15 protein-coding genes are annotated in these 19,783 nt (G+C 63.9%); all 15 read right to left on the bottom strand.

Annotation, left to right across the window (positions count from 1 at the left end):
• Positions 1-13: 13 nt before the first annotated feature.
• Complete coding sequence (locus CSQ91_RS04635; protein ID WP_257217321.1) at positions 14-1,111, bottom strand: eCIS core domain-containing protein; 1,098 nt, start codon at positions 1,109-1,111, stop codon at positions 14-16.
• A gap of 129 nt (positions 1,112-1,240) precedes the next feature.
• Positions 1,241-4,030 carry a hypothetical protein gene (locus CSQ91_RS04630; protein ID WP_143450939.1) on the bottom strand — a complete coding sequence of 930 codons (2,790 nt, stop codon included), beginning with the start codon at positions 4,028-4,030 and terminating at the stop codon, positions 1,241-1,243.
• Positions 4,031-4,089: 59 nt separating this feature from the next.
• Positions 4,090-6,342 carry an ATP-binding protein gene (locus tag CSQ91_RS04625; protein ID WP_099387494.1) on the bottom strand — a complete coding sequence of 751 codons (2,253 nt, stop codon included), beginning with the start codon at positions 6,340-6,342 and terminating at the stop codon, positions 4,090-4,092.
• 4 nt (positions 6,343-6,346) lie between these two features.
• Positions 6,347-6,838: an aspartyl/asparaginyl beta-hydroxylase domain-containing protein gene (locus tag CSQ91_RS04620; protein WP_099387493.1), complete on the bottom strand. Its 492-nt coding sequence runs from the start codon at positions 6,836-6,838 to the stop codon at positions 6,347-6,349.
• 4 nt (positions 6,839-6,842) lie between these two features.
• Positions 6,843-7,610 carry a hypothetical protein gene (locus CSQ91_RS04615; protein WP_099387492.1) on the bottom strand — a complete coding sequence of 256 codons (768 nt, stop codon included), beginning with the start codon at positions 7,608-7,610 and terminating at the stop codon, positions 6,843-6,845.
• A 4-nt stretch (positions 7,611-7,614) separates the two neighbouring features.
• The gene (locus tag CSQ91_RS04610) at positions 7,615-8,259 is read right to left on the bottom strand and encodes a hypothetical protein (RefSeq protein WP_099387491.1); all 645 of its coding nucleotides are present in this window, start codon (positions 8,257-8,259) and stop codon (positions 7,615-7,617) included.
• Positions 8,259-9,203, bottom strand: coding sequence for a hypothetical protein (locus tag CSQ91_RS04605; protein ID WP_099387490.1), 945 nt, complete (start codon positions 9,201-9,203; stop codon positions 8,259-8,261). Before CSQ91_RS04605 ends, CSQ91_RS04610 begins: the two co-directional genes overlap by 1 nt.
• 64 nt (positions 9,204-9,267) lie before the next feature.
• Positions 9,268-12,804, bottom strand: coding sequence for a hypothetical protein (locus CSQ91_RS04600; RefSeq protein WP_099387489.1), 3,537 nt, complete (start codon positions 12,802-12,804; stop codon positions 9,268-9,270).
• Positions 12,801-13,616, bottom strand: a complete 816-nt coding sequence (locus tag CSQ91_RS04595) for a hypothetical protein (protein ID WP_099387488.1) — start codon at positions 13,614-13,616, stop codon at positions 12,801-12,803. Before CSQ91_RS04595 ends, CSQ91_RS04600 begins: the two co-directional genes overlap by 4 nt.
• A complete protein-coding gene (locus CSQ91_RS04590; RefSeq protein ID WP_099387487.1) occupies positions 13,613-14,590 on the bottom strand; it encodes a phage tail protein in 978 nt (325 codons plus the stop codon). Before CSQ91_RS04590 ends, CSQ91_RS04595 begins: the two co-directional genes overlap by 4 nt.
• Entirely contained in the window at positions 14,587-15,708 is a 1,122-nt protein-coding gene (locus CSQ91_RS04585) for a hypothetical protein (protein ID WP_099387486.1), read from the bottom strand. Before CSQ91_RS04585 ends, CSQ91_RS04590 begins: the two co-directional genes overlap by 4 nt.
• Before the next feature lie 2 nt (positions 15,709-15,710).
• Positions 15,711-18,773: a baseplate J/gp47 family protein gene (locus tag CSQ91_RS04580; RefSeq protein WP_099387485.1), complete on the bottom strand. Its 3,063-nt coding sequence runs from the start codon at positions 18,771-18,773 to the stop codon at positions 15,711-15,713.
• The gene (locus CSQ91_RS04575; protein ID WP_034777761.1) at positions 18,770-18,967 is read right to left on the bottom strand and encodes a hypothetical protein; all 198 of its coding nucleotides are present in this window, start codon (positions 18,965-18,967) and stop codon (positions 18,770-18,772) included. Before CSQ91_RS04575 ends, CSQ91_RS04580 begins: the two co-directional genes overlap by 4 nt.
• A gap of 14 nt (positions 18,968-18,981) precedes the next feature.
• Positions 18,982-19,371: a GPW/gp25 family protein gene (locus CSQ91_RS04570; protein WP_034777759.1), complete on the bottom strand. Its 390-nt coding sequence runs from the start codon at positions 19,369-19,371 to the stop codon at positions 18,982-18,984.
• 2 nt (positions 19,372-19,373) lie between these two features.
• On the bottom strand, positions 19,374-19,781 hold the full coding sequence (locus CSQ91_RS04565) for a PAAR domain-containing protein (protein ID WP_257217218.1): 408 nt from the start codon (positions 19,779-19,781) through the stop codon (positions 19,374-19,376).
• Positions 19,782-19,783: the final 2 nt, after the last annotated feature.

The raw sequence follows: 19,783 nt of genomic DNA, 5'->3' as shown, positions 1-19,783 counted from the left end.
CTTTCCAATCGATCTAAATAAATTTGCCCATCAGATGTTCATTGTATTTCTTTTGTTCATCCTCGATCACCTTGCGGATATCCGGATGCAGCGCATTGTAGTTCACCTTCCCGGTGCCTGGTTTCATCGCATGGAGGGACTTGTGAAACTCCGACAAGGTCGCTGTCGAGCCTGTTGGTGGAGCGGCCGCATACATCAGGTTATCGAAATCGGTTTGCCCGCCACCGAATTTCGCGCCCTTGTTGACCATGTGCTCCTTGTTGACCTTGAAGGTCGTGACGGTGCTTGCCTTGGCCGCCAGCGTAGGGAAGTCCGTGCTGATTTCGTCCAGCAACTCAGTAAACTTGTCCTTGAATTTTCCGCCCACCAAGCTGTAATCTTTCCAGTTCGACGTGGCGTCCCGGCAACGCCGCCATGCCTCGGCCAGCACCGGATTGACCTTGAAGCTGAGCTCCGCCACTTGCTGATAAAACTGCGAGATTTCCTTCAATATCGCCTTGGTCGGGCCACTGGCCTGCAGCTTGACATTGATCGAATCGACCCAGCTGATCCAGCTGTCCGGATCGAGCACCGTGCCATTTTGTGCCTCGATGATGGCGTCCAGCGCATCGCTGATGATCGTTCTATTATTGTGTTTCGGATCGTCCTTGTAATCGGTGCCATTGAAGATGACCCGTTGCGCCACCATTGCCCCCGGCGCGGCGGTGGCTGGCGCGGGAACCTGCAGGCTTGCCGATCGCGCGGGCATCGCGTTCATGGCCCGGCTTCCCATCCGGTCTGCCTCCTGCTCGAGCGCGCGGTCATCGTTGAGCGCCATGCCATGCGCCGCCATCGTGGGCTTCACCCTGCCTTGCCTTTGCTGCAGCACATGCCAGGCTTCATGCGGCAAGTGTCTTTCCTGGCCAGGTCCCAGATGAATGTCGCCGCCTTGCGCATAGGCATGCGCCTGCACCAGGCCAGGCTGGTGCGAATTATAGTGGACCGTTACCCGGTCCATCGCCATGCCCGACAGCTGCTCTATGCCGGTCCTGAGCGCCGATGGCAGCGGCGCGCGCCTGGCATCGGGCGCAGGCCCGCCGGCCGGGCTGCGCACATAGCGAAAGTTCGCCATGGCGGTGCCGCCGTGCCCACCGTGCCGCTGGACGACAGGAAGCGCGCGGCGCGTGTCCGTGGCGGGCTGCGTGGGCGGCCTGTGCCGCAATGGTTCATGCGTCATGGTCAGCTTTGCTGGCGGGCATTTTCACGAATCCTCCTTGCGCTTGCGCTTGCCTGCGACCTTACTCGTGCCGGTTTGTGCATCGAGCAATAACGATGCATGATGGTAGAGCGCAGACGGCACGGCTGGCACATAGGCTGGTTTTTTTGACACCCTTGTTGCCCCCATGTCCCACACCGCGCCCTTCGGCAAATAGCTGCCGACTGGCGCTTCATCCCCGGCCTTTTGCAAATGCATAACGAAGCCCAGATTGGTGCTGTCGGTTCCGAACTGGAAGTGTTTCGAAAGGCTTGCATACAGCGTGACCTTGGCATGCGTATTTTTCCCCAACAGGCCAGGCAGCGCGGCAGGCTCCATATTCGTCATGTCGTAGATCTGCGCATCACCGGTTTTTTGCTTGCCAAAGTCAGCCAGTTCTTCTCTGGTGGTAAAGTTATAGGCAGGATCGACCAGGCTGAGCGACTTGGTGCCCGCCGTGGAGGTCATGGTTTCAAAGTACACCGGCCCCCTGTCCTTGACCTTTTTTTTCACGAAGGCCGCGTCGGCCCCGTGAAACATCATCGCGCTGCTCGAACCTTGCTGCCCGCTGTGGGTAAGGTAGAACGATGCAATGGTATAGCCAGCACCCTGGACGGGGCCCGTGTAATGGCGCAAGACAGCGGCTTCCATTTTTCCCCTGGCCTCGCTCTGCTCATACTCCGTCGACAGGTGGAGTGCCGCCTCATTGAGGTTTTCAATGACTTGCGTCGCCTCTGCAAACAACACGTCGGTCCGCCAGCTGCGCCACTGCTGCAATATTTGCAATCCTTTGCCATAGTTACTCGCTATACGATTGAGCAAAACTTTGACCTTGTCGTTTTCCACTGCCACCCGATTTACTGCGCCCTTTGCAAGATTCATGCTGCGCTTGAGCGTGTTTTGCAGCAGAGACAAGCGGCCGCCCCGCCTGCGGCGGCTGCGCGCCACATCGGCGTGAGGTGATATCACCTTCTGCAGCGTGGCGAGAAACGCCTCGATGTCATACTGCCCTGGCCATATCCGGATCGATTTTTCGAGGTCGCTGATGGCGGGATACAAAAAACCAAAACTTTGCCGCTCGGTCATTGTTACAGCGCTGACAGCATTCCATTTATCAAGAATCCCCTGTTTGATCTTTGGAACATCGATACCAAGGTTGTTCTTGTCCTGAATTTCAAAAATAAGGGCCGGATAAGTAAAGAAACTCGTCTCGCCAGCCATGCCGGCATACACCAGTTTCAACGCATATGAATCGAACATGCACTCGTTATCCCCGTAAATCCGCTTTGCCCCGGACACGATTTGCCGATAATGCCTGAACAACTCCGCCTCATAGTCTTCTGGAGTATCGAAGTCGTGATGCACCAGCTTCCTTGCCTCAGTACGGTATTTTTTGGAATTAAGGTACTGCTTGGGAACGCCGATTTTTTTCGCGGGTGCGTAAGTCCTGGTTGTCGAGTTTTTCAGCAGCAGATTGTAAGTAAAGCTGTTGACCTCGGCGCCCAATTTGGGACCGGGATGTCCTTGCCCACCCGAATTCCGATACACGATGGTACCGAGCGGACTGCCCTCATCCGGCTCGACATCATCTTTCAGCAGTGCCGATTGCTCTTCCTCTTCATTTGCAAGCGTCGAACTGGCGGGTTTGTAGATCTGACTCAACTGATTAACAAACGCTGCGTCACCACGCTTGGTATCTCCTGTCAGTCCAAGAATATCCCTTTGTACATTGGCTGCGCTGGAACGGAAGTAATCGAACTGATTCTGATTGAAAAAAACGCTCTTCCCCTGGCCTCCCGGCGGCTGCTTGTTCTTCGTCGGGGCGGTCTTGGCATGGTATAGCTTCAGGCTGTCGCCTGCGGCATTCATCACCTTGGAGCGTTTTCTGGCGGCATCCGAGCTCTTTTCTTTCCTGCGTGCCAGTCCCTGCCGCGAAACCTTGCCATTCCATTCAATGACTCTGTCGCGCACGCCTTCCGGCATGTCGCCATACATGGCACCCAATTTCTCGATTTCCTCCGCCAAGAACATTTCCGCGTCAACAGAGGTCACGGGATCCCAGCCATCCGTCGCCGGACCGGGAAATTCAGGCAGGTCCTGCATCAACTCCCGGTAGATTTCGTCATACTCGTCAGATCCTTCCCAGTACAGCTCTGCCAGCAGGGAAAACACGTCGTTGCGGCCATTCCGCCACAGCTCGTTGTCACTGATGTAGCGGTTCGCAGAGCCGATGGTGCGCTGCACGGGGCCGTTATCATGCTCCTGGCCGCTTGCTGCGAGCGGCTGGGGCGGCGCTGCCTTGCGTTGCAGCGGCTGCCGCATCAGGCGATCAGCGCCGGCTTCATCGCTGGTATTGACGGCTTGCCCATTGACGCGGCCATCGGTCCGGGGCGGCGTCCCCCGCAAGACATTGATGATGTGATGCCCGACCTCGTGCTTGATGTTCGGCTCGCTATCCTTGCCGGGCGCGAAATGGACCTTGTTACCCTGCAAGGTTGCATCGGCCTCCACGGTGGCGGGAAACGGGGAATTATGCGTGGCGCGCAGCGTCGAGGTGTCGACGCCATGCTGCTCGCCCATCGCCGCCGCGATGGCCCGGAATGCGGACGATCCCTGCGCCCCCATGGACGCCGCCTGGCCTGGCTGCCGTGGCAGGCTGGCCGGGCTGCGCGCATAGCGGTACTGCTGCATCGGCGTGCCGCCATCGGCACCACGCAGTTGCGGCGTGTCCGGCCCGCTGCGCGCTGCCGTGTACGCCGTCGAACGCGGTTTATGCCGCAGGCGCTCATGCTCCATCGGCTGCGCCCCCTTCCGGCATGCCGGCAGGCAGCCGCCCGCGCGCAGGCGCCCTCGCGCTACGCATCATCGTCCCAGCGAAAATCATCGGGCGCAAACACCTTGCCCAGCTTGTGGTACTCGCGCTCCGTCGCCTTGAGCAAGTGCCGCTGCCCCACCGCCTGCTGCTCGGCCGCCGCGAGAAAGGCGGCGCTCACGGCGATGCTGTTGATATTTGCGCCGCTCAGGGGTGCGCGTTCGGCCAGCAGCTCGAAATCGATGTCGCCGGCCAGCGGCACGGCGGGCGGAAAGGCGCTGCGCCACAATTGCAGGCGCTGTGCGCCTCCGGGAAACGGATATTCGATCATGAACTTGAAGCGCCGCGTAAAGGCCTTGTCCATATTCGCCATCAGGTTGGTCGACAGGATGACGATCCCCGTGTAGCTTTCTATACGCTGCAGCAAATAACCGGTTTGCAGGTTGGCATAGCGGTCGTGCGCATCCTTCGTTTCCGTGCGTTTCGAAAACAGGCTCTCGGCCTCGTCGAAGAACAGCACGATATTCATCGCCTCGGCCTGGTCGAACAATTGGGCCAGGTGTTTTTCCGTCTCGCCGATGTATTTGCTGACGATGCTGGCCAGGTCGATGCGGTACAGGCCCAGTCCCAGTTCATTGGCGATGATCGACGCGGCCATCGTCTTGCCCGTCCCGGACGGACCATAGAACAGGATGCACAGGTTGCTGCCATATTCGTTCTTGCGGTTGAAACCCCATTCCTCGATGACCTGATGGCGCTGCTGTGCATATTGCAATACTTCCTGCAGCCATTGCCGCGTGGCATCCGGCAAGACGATATCGCCGAAGCGGTAGGTGGTCTTGACTTCATGGGCAACGCTCATCTGTTCACGGTTGCTCTGCGCGCGGCAGGCGTCGAGCAGCATTTCGCCGGCGCCCCCCTCTTCGCCCTCGGCCTGCAGCATGCGCCGGCTCGCCGTTTCCTTCAGCGCCAGCACGATCTGTTCCTGCGTCAGCAGATATTGATTGACCAGCCTGGCGAGCAAGGCATCGTCGATGTCCACGCCGAAAGTACCCGCATGGCGCAGCCAGCTGGCGCGCCGCAAGCGGCTGTCCGGCGCCGGGATGCGCACCAGGACGGCCGCCACCTCGTGCCGGGCATACCGAAAAGCAAGGTCGGACAGCCGCCGCGCGGGACCGTTCAAGACCGCCAGGTAGGGCTGGCTCTCGAACAGTACCTGCATGACCTCGTCGAGCAGGTCGTCGTCGGCGCCCTCCTGCGTGCCGAGCCAGTGGCAATGCAGGAGCACGAAAATGCGGTTGCACAACAACGCGTCGCGGCACAACAGGCGCAGGCGCGCCAGCAAGGTGCGGCGGTTCTTTTGCCCATTCAGATAGGCTTGCCAGATTTCCTTGCCGTCGAGTTCGACGCATGCCATGCCCATCGTCGCAAACGTCGCCGCGCACAGGCTGCGGGCCAGCCACAGGTCCGGCCCTTGCAATTGCAGCACATGGCTGGCCGCGCGCGCCTGCGCCGGGCCGCAGTGCCCGATGAAACGCGCCAGCTGCGCGAGGGCCTGGGCATCGGCCAGGTGCTCGTCGAGCGCCAGCGTACTGTCCAGACTGGTCAGCGGGCGCTCGAGACACAGGCGCGGCGCCGACTGGGCCAGCAGATACGCGGCAATCGGCTCGCTCAGGCGATAGCTGCCGTCCAGTCCGGCCAGGCTGGTGTTGGGCGCCAGCACGATCAGTTCCCAGTGCAGCAAGGCGGCATCGGCCAGCAGGCAGCGTTGCAAGCCCGGGCGCGTGCCGCGGCAAGCGGCGAGCATGGCATCCAGGCCGGCCAGGTCGATCCAGCCTTCGCTGCCCTCGGCGCTGGCGGCGCTGCCGAAAGCGCGCACGATGGCGCCATAGCGCCATTCAATTTCGCTGAGCAAACCAAACAGCAAGACCTCCTGTTGCGGCCGGTCCAGGTTGAACAGCGCGCAGACATGGATCCAGGGAATGAAAATCTGCGCCTCGACGGTGGCTGCCGCACGCTGGCCCAGCGATTGCCACTGCTGTTCGATGCGCGCGCCCAGCCGCGCGGCCGCATCGGCGCCGCCCGCGCTCCCCGCACCCAGCTGGCTGGCTTGCCGGTACAGGCGCTCGAGGGTGGCGCCGGACGCCGCTTCGGGTGGTGCGGACGCCTCCGCCTGGCGTGCCAGCAGGGCCAGCTCGATCATATTGTCGGCCAGCGTGCGCAGCGCCTGCAGCAGGGCCGCGTTGTCCGCATAGGCGCCGCTGTCGGTGGCGGCCGTGGCTGGCTGGGCGCTCATCGTTTCACACCCCGTCCGGCTTGGTGAAATCGGCGAGCAGCACCAGGCGGTCGGTAGCTCCGCGGTTCCAGGCCGCATGTTCCTGCGTGTCGTCGAAGACCAGGCAGCGCCCGGGCTGCCAATGGCGCACGGCTGTGCCCACCCGCAAGGCGCAGTCGGGCGAACTGCGCAGGCCCAGGTGCAGGCGCAGCACCCGGTCCGTATAACCGACGTGCGGCGCGATCTCGGTGCCGGGCGCCAGGCGCGAAAAGCCCGCTGTCACCAGGCCGGGGACGCAGCCGAGCAAGGCCAGCGTGCGCGGACAGAAGATGGCGTTCTCGAGCATCGGACGGCCTTCGAGCACCAGGCCGTAGACATCCCAGCCGCGGTTGTACAGCCCCGTTTCAGGCCAGGCGTCGAACTCGGCATGCGGCAGCGCCAGGCATTCGTCAAGCACGCTTTCCCAGCCTTGCTCTAGGCAGGCCGTAAAGGAGAACTGATCATTGCGAAAGAACATGGTGTCACCAGAAAAGTTGCCATTGCCCGCCCTGCCAAACGGCATGGCCCTGCAAGGTGATGCGATAGTCTCCGGGCGCGCCGTCGAAGCCGCGGGCCTGGTGATAGCGACGGCCGGAATGGATGAAAGCGGCCCCCGTCTGGTAATGGATCTGCTCGAACGGTTCGCGCTGCAGCAGCGCCAGGATCTCGCTTTCATCCAGATTGCCCGTGCGTTCGAGTCCGAACGGCCACATTTTCATGCCGGCGCCCCGCCCAGCAGCGGCAATCAGCAAGGTCACCGATAGCGTCGGCGCCGCGCCCAGGCCGACAGCCAGGTGGCCGCGATCGAGGTGGATGGGATTGCCCGGAAAGTCGGCCGTCTCGCGCCCGCCCTGCCATTGCTCGTGCACCAGGTCGAGGTCTTCCGAGGCACGCAGGGCGGGATGACCGCCGAACATGTGAAACCCGGGCAAGGCGAGCGCCGGGTGATAAACGACAGGCTGGCCCAGCGCGGCGCCCAGGGACGCCAGCAAGGCGTCATAGACTTCGCCGAAATGATCCAGCAGAAAAGGATTATATTGGCGGGCCAGCCGTTCGTACGGACGCGCCGGCATGCCAACGATATCGTAGTAATACGTGGCCCCCAGGGTGTGGATCGGGAAATGCCGGGTACGCTTGAGCCAGAACGGTTCCAGGTCGAGCAGGCGCTCGACGACGTCCGCGCATTGCTGCGGCGTCAGCACGGGCAGGTGGAACGATGCGATCTCTTCAGCGCTGTGGTCAGGATTCATGCTCTTACCAATACAAAAGAAGTTGTCCATCCAGGCGTACCGCATGGCCCTGCATGGTGATCCGCTCGAGGCCGCCTTTGCCGCAGGCCAGCACCGCCTGGTGTATCGCCAGCCCGTCGTGCACGATCATCTGTCCGTGGTGGTAGGCGATGAAGTCGGGTTGACCCTCCTCGCGCCGCCACAGATGCAGGCCGCTGCCCGCCGGCACGCTCAGCGGCAAGGTAAAGCTCAGCAAGTCCTGCGCGCCAAAATGCCGGCCTGCAAACACGTCGCGGTATTGCAAGTCGCGGTGCACGCTGGCCACCGGCTCGGCGAATGCCGGGTGCGGCAGGTAGATATGAAAGCCGGGCCAGGCGGCCTCGGGCGCCAACCGGGCCGGCAGCCCGCAATGGCGCTCCAGGCAATCGAGCACCAGTTGCAGCAGCGCGCCAAAATGGGCCGCGAGCAGGCGGTTGCTGCGTTCGCGCTCCGGCCGGTTCCAGTAGAGGCCGGCCGGGCCCGCACCGGCGTCGAGGTAAGCCGCCAGTCCCAATGAATAAAAGGGCACTTCGGCATGGCGCCGCCGCCAGTGGCGTGCCAGCAGCGACACCCGCAAGACCCAATCGTCACAGGCGGCCTCGTCCAGCAAACGGAAGAACGGAACGGGCATCAGCCGTGGCGTCCGTCGCCCACCAGGCGCACCAGGGCACGCGTGAGCAAGCGCCGGTCAGAATTGCCGAGGCTGATATCCGTGGCGCGCTGCACATTGTCGAGGAACAGGCGGACATTCGCATCGATCAGGCCCAGGTCGCCCCGGTTGGCCGCATTTTCATTGATTTTCACCAGCGCGCGGATGCCTTCCTTGAGCAAATCCTGCTGTTGCACGCCGAAGTTGCGCCCGGTAGCCTGCCCGAAGGCGGCGACCAGACCGACCAGGTCGGCATCGTCGACCCGGTTATCGACGGGCTGGCCGGCGGGCCTGGCACTGCAGACGATTTTTTGCAGGCCCTGCACGAAGCGCGTCCGGTCGCCCTCGTCATTGCTCATCTTCGTGGCGTCGCCAAACACATGGGCAAAGTCGCCCACCCGTTCATCGATCGTGCGCTGGGCCGAAGCCAGCAGGTTTTCCTGCAACCGCCCCGACGAGACTTCCTCGCGCAACTGCGCCATTGCCGCAGCCGTGGGGCTGGGACGCGTTTCCAGCGCGATGGAGCTGGCGTTTTCCGGCGTCCAGACGAACTCCACCATGGGTGCGGGACCGATCGCCGGTTCGGCCGTCAACTGGATCTTCCAGGTTTCGCCGGCCCGCACCGTCATCGTGAAGTTCCCTGGCAAGGGGATGAAATACGTGTGCGCTCCTTTCTTGCCGGACGATGCGGTGACCGCCTGGGTGCAACCGGTGGCATAGGTATGGCTGGTTACGCTGCCGCCAGCATCGATGGTGCTGCCCTCGAGCATGCCCAGGTAGGCGGCGGTGATGGTCGGCTGACCGATGCTGGCCATGACGAAGCCGTCGCTGATGGCCACCGTGCTGAAAACGCCTTCGACCAGGTCGGCCTGCGAATAAGTGGTGCGCGCGCCAAAGTCATTGCTATGTTTATGCTTACGGTTCATGACAACTCCATGGTTGGATGCAACATCAAAATGTCTTGCCCTGTCAGGCAAGTGCGAAAATGCTTCACATATCGTTCTGGCTGCCATCGCCGACCAGCCGTACCAGCGCCCGTGTCAGCAGCCGCGTGTCGGTGCTGCTGAACTCGATGCCCAGCACCTGCTGCACGTTGCCGATGAACATGCCGATATTCTTCTTGATCAATCCCAGGTCGGCGCGGCTGGCCTCGCTGTCATTGATTTGCACCAGCGCCTCGACGCCGGCCTGGAGCAGGCCGCGTTGCTCGTCGGTAAAGCTGTGGCCGCTGGCCTTGCCGAAGGTGTCGATCAAATCCTGGACCGCCTGCGGATCGAGCGGCTTGACGACTTCCGCTTCGCCAGGCAAGGCTGGCGAGCAGACGATCTTTTGCAGGTCGCGCACGAACTGCGCCCGCTCTTCCTCGTCCGCGCTCATGTGGGTAAGGTCGCCAAAGACCTGGGTCAGGTCGTTGACGCGCCCATCGATCACTTCTTGGGCCGTGGCGGTGACCGTGCCTGGCACCTGGCCGCTGGCCATGCGCTCCTGCAGGTTCAGGAACGAGTCGGCCATCAGCCGGTTCGGATTGATGTCCGGCCCCGCCATGACGGCGCCCAATGCCCCTGCGCCTGCACCGGCTGGTACCCAGGTCAGCACGACATCGGGCGGCGCTTCGCCTGCATCTTGATTGGTGACCAACGTGACCTGCCACGTCTCGCCCTGCCTCACCGGCAGCGTAAACACGCCAGGAACGGGAACGTGGTACGTCGTGACGCCCTTTTTTCCGGTTTTCACGGTCACGGGCTGGGTAAAAGCCGTTACATAGGTGGCGCTGGTCGATTGACCGCTGGCGTCAACCGTCGCGCCCTGCAAGATGCCAAAAAATGCCGGTAGCCGCGAATCGAACGTCAGTGTTCCCATGAAAGCCATCAGGATGCCGTCGCTCGCCGCAAGCTGTTTGAAAGGAAACGACGGATTGTGATATTGCGCGCGCTCGCCGAGCATCTCTCCTTCCAACGTGCCCGCCTGCAACGTGCCCGTTGCCGTGACGTTACCGGCGATCTTGACGTCGCCGGCGACATTGAAGCCGCCCGTCACCGCCACCTCGCTGGGCGTCACTGCCAGCGTGGGCGCCGCGCCGCCCACCGCGGCCACGCTGAGCAGATTGGCGCCGGCGGCAAAGCCGGTGCCACCGATCGCCAGCGACTCCTGGGCCCAGATGGTGTCGGCCGTCAGATTGTCGAAGGTCGCCGCGCCGCTGGCAAAACTAACGGGGCCGTTTACCTGCAGGGCGTATTGCGTGTCGACGTCGGTGAGCGCGAGATTGATGGCGACCGTGTTGTAGTTGGGCGGCTCGCTATTGCTGACGATGAGCATGGCCGGCGGCAGCCCCGCCTCTTCTGCGGGTGCCAGGATGGCATTGTCGTCGTTGGCCTTGAACTGGGCCAGCAGGCCCGCGCTGACCATGTAGGCCGACGTGGCAGCCGCGAAGGGGGACGTGGCGGCACCGCCTTCCAGCAAGGTCAGCTGGGTCTGGCTATCGACCGACTTGACGCGCAGCAGCCGCGGCAGTGTCTGCGGATCGGCCGCGGCAAACAGCTGGTCGCCCGCCTTCGCCGCGCTCAGGAAGGCGGTGCCAGTACCCGTGACCACGGTCGGCGTGGCCGGATCGATACTGATGGTCCCTGCCCCGTCCGTCTTCGCGCCGTCGGCCCCCTGTAGCTGGTAAGGCAGGCTGTCGACCTTCCCCGCGTACGGCGCGGACAAGGTCAGTTGCGTATCGCTGGCAACCTGCGCAACGCTCTGTACCTGCACTGCCGCCGGAGTGAAACGGGGAATCAGGAGGGTATCGCCGGCCGACAAGGCGGTAAACTTGGTGCCCTCCGTGCCGGTGATGGTCGTGCCGTTGCTGCTGACCTTGCCGGGGCCGGTGACCGGTTCAACCGTGCCCGACACCAGGTAGCTGTAGGGCGAATTGATGACGGGGATTTCAAACTGCGTCGTCAGGACCAGTTCCGTATCGCTGGCAGGCGTCTTGGCCAGCACCGCCTGCTGCTGGTTCAGGGTGCCGATGGCGATCAGGTCGCCCACCTTGACCTGGTCTTGGAACGTGGTGTTGTAACCCTGCACGACATCGGCGCTGATCGAGCTGATGACGCCATTGCCGATAAAGGCGCTGCCGCCGCCCACGCTCAGCGAGGCGGCCGGGCTGCGGTCGAAGATGCCGACGTTGCCGCCATCGTAGAACAGCCGGCTCGCCGCCTGCCCCGGCGACTCCTTGGTCCAGTAGCTGAGCATGGCCATGCCCTGCAGCTTGGAGCCGTTGCCCTCGAAACTCTGGGCCTTGATGGCGCCGCTGGCAGTCAGGCTGTCGGCCAGGATCTGCCCCTGCACGTCGAGGGCGGCGCGCGGCGCGCCTTCGTTCAGGCCGATGCCGACGTTGCGGTCCCGCCCGATGACCAGCGCATTCGGCCCGGCGCTGGCGGAGCCTCCCTTGGCCAGCGCCTGCACCCCCAGGCCGACGGTGCCGTCCAGGCTTACCTGCAGCAAGGTGCCGTCGCTGCGCGAAAAACGGGCCAGGGCCGAACGCATGTAGGTGTAGCCCGATCCGGGCGCCGGCATCGTGGTGGGCGAAAAGGCAGCGTCGATCTCGACTTGCCAACCATCCTGGACGATCTTGCTGACGGTGCGCCACTGGGCCGTCCCCATGCGCACCGAGGGGTCCGCGATGAGCTGGTCGCCCACTTGCAGGAACGGCGCGGGCGCATCCGAGAAGGTGACCAGCTGGTTGTCCCAGCTGATCGTGCCCTTGCCCTTGATGGTCACGGCATCGACCTGCAGGTTGGCGACCGGATTGTCGGTCCCCACGCCGAGGTTGTTGCGCGCCGTCAGCAGACCCATGAACTGCCCGCGCGGGGCGTCGAACTCCAGGTAATAGTCATCGGCGCGGCTGCCTTCGCGGCGCGCGCTGATGCTGGCGTAGTCCGCCGGCACCGTGGCGCCGGCAATGTTAGATGGCGCGGAAAAGGCCTGATTCACGCCCGCCCCTTCCGTGACGAAATTGACCGAACCGACGCTGCTGCCCACATAGCGGCGCTCGTTGCGCCCGGATTTGTAGGTCAGGCTGTTGATGCTGCCCTCGGTGGTCAGGGAAATGACCGCCAGTAAAATGTTCCTGCCGGGCTGGTCGAGATTGCGCAAGTACTGGATCTGCGGTTGCTGCACGATGCGCTTGTAGCCGGCCGTGCCGCTCTCGTCGCTGAGGTCGGCGAACACCTCGAAATAGTTAATGGTAATGAAATAGGTCGCGCCGGGGTCCAGCTTGTCGAACGTCAGCACGGCCGGCTCGAGCAGGATGATTTGCCGGCCCAGGGCGTCGATCGCCATGCCGCGCGATACTTCGAGCTGGCTCGGTTGCCCATCCGCCGAGGCGGCAACCTCGAGGCCATGCGCGATGCCATACAGGTACAGGCTGACATTGCGCGCCGCCAGCATGTCCATCTGATATTGCTGCTCGCAGCGGAAATCGTCCGTCAGCAAGGCTTCGCCCGAAAAATAGTTGGGCCGTTCGACACGTGGCTGTTTCATGGTTTTTCCCGGATGCTGGCGCTGGACACTGAACTGGTGCCGGGAATGGCGATCCACGACAATGCGATATCGCCACCGCCGCCAGCCGCCTGCAGCGCCAGCAGCGTGACGACGAACTGCGCCGTGCCGGAAGCAACGGCGGTGGCGTACGGAACGCTGCCGCCCACCGTCACCATCACGGTGGGCGGCGCGCTGAAGGCATCCTGTTGCGTATCATAGAAATGGACGGTGACGCTGGTGCTGGCGCCCGCGCCTTGCAGCTGGGCCGCCGGCACCGTCAGCGTGCCCTGCAGGAAAGTGTCGGGCGCGGCGCTTGCCCTCGCGTCCCCCAGCGCGGCCGGCAGCCGGCTCGTCACAGGAATCCGGCTGTCCGTCACGCTGACGATGGCCTTGTTGGCGTCGAGCGTGACGGTGGCCAGCAGCACGCCATTCGCGGGCACCTTCTTCGCGGCAAGCAACTGGGCCGCCTCGCTGACCACGTTGGCGGTCGATGCGCTGGTGTCGGGATAATAGGCGTACACCAGCATGGGGCTGCTGGCATCCGATGGCAGCGTGAGCGGCGTCCCACCGGACGGCAGGATCAGGAAACGGCCTGCATCGTCGAAGGCCACGCCCTGGCTGACGGCCAGCGTATTGCCGGCCTGGCTCACCAGCATGCCGTTCAGCACGCCGGACGAGAACAGGTACTGGTTTTGCAGCCAGAACCAGTTGCTGAAGTAATTCTGCTCGAGCGTCATGTAGTCCGACGTGAGGAACATGCCGGTATGGTAGTTCAGGTGGTCGGCGACGTCCGCCTTGATGATGGTGCTCATGTCTGGATTCCTTGTTGGCCGAGTAAGGTATTGACGCCCAGCGCGCTGGCATAGCCTTGCGCCTGCAACTGCATGCTGGGTACGATCGTGATGATGTAGTTGCTGGCGGCAGGCTTCATGACGCGCAGGAACTGCTCGAGCCGGCCGTACAGCGCCTGGATCTGCGCCACGTTGGAAGCCGTCAGGATGAACAGCGGGTTGTGCGCGTTCGGCAGCACCATCTGCACGTTGAACAGCCACGGCAGGTAGCCCGCCACGACGGGCGCGCCGCTAACGTAAGCGTCGCGCACGATGAAGGCGCTGCCGGCCAGGTCGCTTGCCACGATGTCGGGCGCGGCCGGCGCGCTGATGTTTACCGAGACGGTGCCGTCGATGGCAATCCACTTGCCACTGTCGTCCAGTTGCTGGCCATGCATGGCCATGGGCAGCCCGAGCAGCAGGTTGGCCAGCATGCTCAAGCCCTGCAAGGTCCCGCGCATGCGGTACAGGGCCATGATTTCCGCGATCACGGTGCGCTTCTGGTCGATGTCCCAGTCGTTGTCGACGGCCAGCGCGACCCAGCCGCCGAGCCAGTCGAGAAAATCGTCGAGCCAGGCTTCGATGGGTGCGTTCGGGTCCGATGCACCCGGCGCGGCGGCCACGTAGCCGGCCAGCGGATCGTTGGGCGCGGGCACCTGGATATAGGCGTCGAGGTCGGCCAGGATGGCCGTTTCCTGCTTTGCCGACGCGTCTGAGATGGGCGGAATGAAACTCGTGTCCGAGGGGGAAAACAGGAAACTCAGGCGCGGATAGAACAGGTTGCCGATGACGTCCGCCTGCAGCAGCTCATGGATGCCCTTGCGCCCGCCCAGCTCCGCGTCGCCGATGCCGGTCAATATCTTTTCAAAAATCTTCAGGTACTGCGCCAGAAAAGCCGGCTGCGTGGTGCTGTACACGGCAGGCAGGTAGCGCAGGTAGCTTGACGGCGCGCTCATGCGGCATTGCTCCTGACGCTGACATCGAGGCAGCGCAGGCGCGGCAATCCCCGGTAAAACATCGCGGGCGTGCCGGGCGGCAGATCGGCAAGCTGGGCGTTGACGTCCAGCACGGCCATGCGGTCGAGCGCCAGGGTGGGGATGAAATCGAAGACCAGCTCGTCGATGGCATCGATGCCCGGCATGGCCAGGACCAGCTGGCGCAGCGCCGCTTCGGTGGGCGCCTCGTCATATGGCCAGCCCTGGCCGGCGTCCCCCCCTTCGCAGGGCAGGAAGTAGGCGAAGAGGCGCGCGAACAGCAGGCCCAGCGTGACATCCAGGCGCACCGTCGGCACGCAGCCGGCGACCAGCGTCACGTTGATGTCGGTGAACTGCGCCGCACGCGCCTGCACCCGGTTGCCGGCGATCACGCGCGGGGCCAGGTATTTGTTTACTGCCGTGAGCAAGGTACGCTCGGCGGCCGCGTCGTCGGCGGCCTCGATCATCAGCACCTTGCGCCGCGTGGTGCTATTGCGTTTACCGTTGCCGGCCTGGTTCGGATACGGCGGATACTGGTAGCGCCATTGCGCATCGCTGAGTATCCAGGCAACGCTGCCCTCCCCCGCGCTTTGCGCATACGCGCGCCGCACCAGCAGCGGCGTGGCGCCCGTGCCGCCGGCAGCCTGCTGCGCGATGACCTGGTTGGTTTCCAGCGCCAGCGTGTCGATGTTCGGCAAGGTCAGCGCCATGTAGGGACGGCCAATATAGGTCAGCACATATTGCTGCAGCGTCGGCTTGTTCAGCACGGCGCCCTGTTCGATTTGCGCCAGCACTTGCTGCAAGGCCAGGAAGGCGGCGTCATGGTTGGCCTTGGCGGCCAGGCTGTAGGCGGTCTGGTTGCCGGAAAAGGCCAGGCCCAGCACCCAGCGCAGGTAGTTCTCGTCCGTCTGCACGGGAATCGCATTGGCCTGGTACAGCAGCGACTCGTCCAGCCAGGCCAGCAATTGCAGCAGGGTGATGCCCGGATCGCTATCGTTGTAGTCCGTCCACTGGCGCGTGTACTGCGGGATCCGGCGCACCAGGTCGGCAGCCAGTTCCTGGTAGCTCTTGCGGTCGAGGTCGGGCAGTTCGAAGGCCATGGCTACACCGCCGAGATATACACGAGCATGCTGCCAGCGACGGGCAGCTCGGTGGGCGCCAGCACGACATTGCCATCCTGGCGCCCATTCACGTTCAGGCCAAGCACGCCGGTCACGCCAGGCAGGCCGCGCAGCAGCACATGGATGGCGGACGCCTGCACGGTCTGGCCGAAACGCCAGCCCTGCCCGGGAGGACCGCCATACACCGGCTGGAAATAGGCGCGCAGCAGCGCCGCGATGCGCGCCTGTTCGGCTTGCACCTGGTCGGGCGCGATGCGGGCCGCCAGCTGCGCCGTGACGGACACCGGCACATAGCGCGCCGCCTCGATGCCGATGCGCCCGACCAGCGCCGCCAGGCAGTATTGCCGGACATACGCGCCCACCTGGTCCAGCAGCGCCGGGGTGGCGTACGGCAGCGGATCGGTGGACAGGGGCAGCACCGCGATGCGGATGGTATTGCCTTCGGCCTCCACGGCGCGCGCCTGTGCCACCTGGGCGCTGACGGCGCCGGCCAGGGCCGTGAAATCCTGCAGTTGCACGGCCCAGCCACCCGCACGCACCAGCGCGGGACTGGTGGCCGCCAGTTCCGCCCGCGTAGCGCAGCCGACCCCGCCGGCCGCCGGGGCCGGATTGGCCACTGCGGCGATGCTGGCGATGCCGGGACGCAGCACCGTCAGCGCGCCAGCGCCCACATTGCCCGCCAGCCCTTGCGTATGGTGGTAGCGGATGGCGACGATATTATTGTGGCCAGGCGGCGGGATCATGCCGTTGTAGCCATCGCCAAAGGTCAGCAGCCCGTTTGCATAGTCGAGCGTATACACGCGGTCGGTCGGACCGCTGAAGGCGAAGTTCTCGACCTGGGTCCAGCGCCGCGCCACCTCGCCGACGCCCACGCGCACGTCCGCCAGCTCCGCATCGGCAAATTCGGCCGCGCCAGGGTCCTGCCCCGCCATCAGCCCGGCAGGTTCGATCACGCACAGCAGCAGGTCGGCCAGCACGGGTGGATAGTCGAGCGTGAACTGCTGGAACATCTGCTCGTTGCTCGATCCGAGCACTTCATCGACCAGGGTGGTCAGGTTCGACGCCATGACCGTGTTCGGATACATGCCATACAGACGGATGGTACGGTCGACATGGGCATTGTTGATGCGGAACCAGAATGCCATCTGCGAAAACAGGTAGGCCGCCTGCATCGCGGCCGGAACCACGAAGCCGACCAGGCCAGAGCGGCTCAAGCCGTGAGTGGCATCGTCCACCGCCAGCGCCCGCCACTGCTGGCCGTCGTGGTATTCCCACTGCAGGGTGCGCCCGGGGGCGGCCTGTTCCTGCTGCAGATAGAAATACAGGACCAGCTTGTTGCCGACGCAGGCGGCGGCGAATCCCGCATCGTCGAAGGCAAAATAGAAGCCGGTCAGCAGCGCGTCGACCGGTTTGAACGGGCTGAACAGGAAACGGCTCAGGGTGAAGGCGTTGTAGCTCCAGAAGCTCTGCGGCTTGGCCGCGAAGCTGTATTCGATACGCGCCGAGAGCACGAACGGCGGGTAGTAGCTCGGCTGGGAAATCGTGTAGCTGAAGTTGACGCCGGCCACGTCGTTGAGGTATTTGCTCACCCCCAGTTTTTGCGCCTGGCCCAGCACATCCGCGGGGATGGCGTCGATGGTGGTACTGACGCTGGTGCTGGCAATGCCGCCCTGCTGCCCGTAACCGCCTTCGGCGATCACGCAGCGTATCCACAGCCCTTCGGAACCGGCCACGGTGCCCGGGCCGAACTTCGGGCAGGCGAACTGGATGCAGGTGGGGCCGTCCGGGCTATCGTACTGAAAATTGTTGATCCTGTCGACAAACTGGTAGGTGCTGGCGTCCGTGGTGGTGGCGTTGAAGGCGCTCCATTGCAAGCCGTCCCAGAATTGCCAGACCAGCCGTACCGGAAAGGTGTATTCCAAGGTCGTCAGTGTGAAATAGATCGTCACCAGGGCACCGGTCCTGGCGAACACGCTGTCCGAGCGCAGATAGAACGCATCGTTGGTTTTCGGCGTTTCGCCGAACGGATAGGCGCCATTGGCGATATCGAGCAGCACGCCATTGCAGGCGGCCTGCTGCGGCACGATGGCCTTGCCCTTGAAGGTGCAGTTCAACCCCGTGATGACGGGCAATTGCTGGGCCAGCGAGGCCAGCACCTTGACTTGCGGCGCGGGCTTGACCAGCAGCCAGTATTGCGCTTCCCCATCCTGCCCGCTCAAGGGTGCGGCGTCGAAACCGGCGCCCGGCTCGCCCGCCCGGTACAACTGCCGCTGGAGCTGCGCCAGCGGCACGGCGGCCGCGCGCGGCGGCATGCCCAGCACGATGTCGAGCTGCCGCTCCGACGATGAACTGGTCAACTGTGTCGTCAGCGGCGTCAGCGCGCCATCGAACCATTGTCCGAAATATTCAGGGTACAGCTGCTTGCCGGTCAGAGTGACGGTGATGCTCTGCAGCGCGTCATCAGGCTTGAACAGGGTCGGATCGCCCATCATGAACCAGTGCCCGAGCGGCTGTTCGGCCGGATCGACCAGCTGGCTGGCCACGAAGATCGGCACCCCGGCCTGGTCCCCGAGCAGGCTGGGCAAAGCATCGATGAACTGGTCCTGCGCCGGAATGACCGTCAGCGCCGCCGACAGCGTGGCGGGCAGCACCAGCAGGGTCTCGTTGGTCTGGAAGCGGATCGTCTGGTCTTGCGCATCGAGCACCGCGCACTGGGCCGGCACCGTCGCCACCGGCTGGCCGGCCTTGAGCAGGAAGCGCAGCGGCGCCTGCGCCGCCAGCGGCGCGCGCAACTGCATGTTCATGAACTGGAAAAACCCCAGGCGGCGCTGCTCCGGCATGGCGTTCTCGATATCGGCCGTGTACGCGGCCAGCTGCGAAAACAGCTTCAGCAGCACCAGCCCCGGATCCTGGTCGACGTCCGACGCACTTGGCGGCAGCATATTCCAGTAGCCGCTCCATTCGGGCACGTAGGCCTTGGCCAGCGCCAGCGTCTGCGCATAAAACTGCTCGGCATCGCGGAAGTCGAGCGTCGGGGAAGTCATGGACGCGGCTCGCCTGCCGCTTCCGCGCGCAGCTCTTCAAGCACCTGGATGGCGCCGCTGATCCGCAGCAAGGTTGCCTGGAGCTGGCGTTTGCGCTCGTTGAATTCGTCCTGCAGCGCCTGCAGCTGCGCCTGTCCCGCACTCTCGTTGCTTTTTAATTCGGCAAGACGGTCGTTGATCAATTGTATGTCCATGCGTATGTCCTGGCTTATTTGAGAAAGAATGGGTAGACCAGATTGGCCGGCTGGTTGTGCGAGCGGATCAGGTAATCGACCGACACCTGCAGGCAATTGGGCTGTTGCGCGTCGATGAGGGCGGCCACGCCAGTGACCTGGATGCGCGGCTCCCAGCGGTCCAGCGCCTGCTTCACGTACAGCTGCGCCAGGCTGCTGGCGCTGGCATTGCCGGCCGAGAACACCAGCTCATTGATGCGGCAGCCGAAGGCCGGCAGCATCACTCTTTCGCCTGGCGCCGTCTGCAAGATGATCAGGATGGCTTCGGCGATGTCGTCGGCGCCGGCCGCGAACAGCACGCGCCCGCCGCTGGTCTGCACGGGGAACGCCCAGCCCTGGCCCAGGAAATCGGCGCCGGTGGCCATCGCTAGCCCATCCTCACTGTGCTCATGCCGGCCACCTGCACGGTCGGCGGCGGCGCCTGCGGACCGGCCGGCGGCAGGTCGTGGCAGGTTTCGCACAGGTCGCCCGCGCGCGCGGCACCCTTGCCGTTGATGCGGACCGTCAAGCTGCCAAGCATCACCTGCCCGAGATTGGTGGGCGGCACCTGGAACTGGCCGCTGGCGGCGATATGCGGCGGCACATTGTTGGCCATCGAACCGACGGTCGCCGCAGGCCTGCCGTTGATGCGCACGTTCAGACTGGTATTGCTGGCGATCTTGCCGGAAAACGGGAACGGCTGCGGGGTCGGCACCGGTCCGCCCGGGCTCGGTACCAGTACGATGTGGATGTCGGCGGCGTTGAAGATACTGTCGCCCGCCTTGGCTGCGCCCATGC

Origin of the sequence: Janthinobacterium sp. BJB301 (genome assembly GCF_002735685.1) — a bacterium.
Classification (GTDB): domain Bacteria; phylum Pseudomonadota; class Gammaproteobacteria; order Burkholderiales; family Burkholderiaceae_D; genus Janthinobacterium; species Janthinobacterium lividum.
Note: the sequence above shows the minus strand (reverse complement) of the source record. Positions and strands in the feature narration are given on the sequence as shown.

Excerpts from the sequence above, each read along its gene's own strand:
- CSQ91_RS04570 (WP_034777759.1), bottom strand. The coding sequence starts at position 19,371 with ATGGCCACCGGCGCCGATTTCCTGGGCCAGGGCTGGGCGTTCCCCGTG.
- CSQ91_RS04610 (WP_099387491.1), bottom strand. The coding sequence starts at position 8,259 with ATGCCCGTTCCGTTCTTCCGTTTGCTGGACGAGGCCGCCTGTGACGAT.
- CSQ91_RS04580 (WP_099387485.1), bottom strand. The coding sequence starts at position 18,773 with ATGACTTCCCCGACGCTCGACTTCCGCGATGCCGAGCAGTTTTATGCG.
- CSQ91_RS04625 (WP_099387494.1), bottom strand. The coding sequence starts at position 6,342 with ATGAGCGCCCAGCCAGCCACGGCCGCCACCGACAGCGGCGCCTATGCG.
- CSQ91_RS04630 (WP_143450939.1), bottom strand. The coding sequence starts at position 4,030 with ATGGAGCATGAGCGCCTGCGGCATAAACCGCGTTCGACGGCGTACACG.
- CSQ91_RS04595 (WP_099387488.1), bottom strand. The coding sequence starts at position 13,616 with ATGAGCACCATCATCAAGGCGGACGTCGCCGACCACCTGAACTACCAT.
- CSQ91_RS04585 (WP_099387486.1), bottom strand. The coding sequence starts at position 15,708 with ATGGCCTTCGAACTGCCCGACCTCGACCGCAAGAGCTACCAGGAACTG.
- CSQ91_RS04620 (WP_099387493.1), bottom strand. The coding sequence starts at position 6,838 with ATGTTCTTTCGCAATGATCAGTTCTCCTTTACGGCCTGCCTAGAGCAA.
- CSQ91_RS04635 (WP_257217321.1), bottom strand. The coding sequence starts at position 1,111 with ATGGCGAACTTTCGCTATGTGCGCAGCCCGGCCGGCGGGCCTGCGCCC.
- CSQ91_RS04590 (WP_099387487.1), bottom strand. The coding sequence starts at position 14,590 with ATGAGCGCGCCGTCAAGCTACCTGCGCTACCTGCCTGCCGTGTACAGC.
- CSQ91_RS04575 (WP_034777761.1), bottom strand. The coding sequence starts at position 18,967 with ATGGACATACAATTGATCAACGACCGTCTTGCCGAATTAAAAAGCAAC.
- CSQ91_RS04615 (WP_099387492.1), bottom strand. The coding sequence starts at position 7,610 with ATGAATCCTGACCACAGCGCTGAAGAGATCGCATCGTTCCACCTGCCC.
- CSQ91_RS04600 (WP_099387489.1), bottom strand. The coding sequence starts at position 12,804 with ATGAAACAGCCACGTGTCGAACGGCCCAACTATTTTTCGGGCGAAGCC.
- CSQ91_RS04565 (WP_257217218.1), bottom strand. The coding sequence starts at position 19,781 with ATGGGCGCAGCCAAGGCGGGCGACAGTATCTTCAACGCCGCCGACATC.
- CSQ91_RS04605 (WP_099387490.1), bottom strand. The coding sequence starts at position 9,203 with ATGAACCGTAAGCATAAACATAGCAATGACTTTGGCGCGCGCACCACT.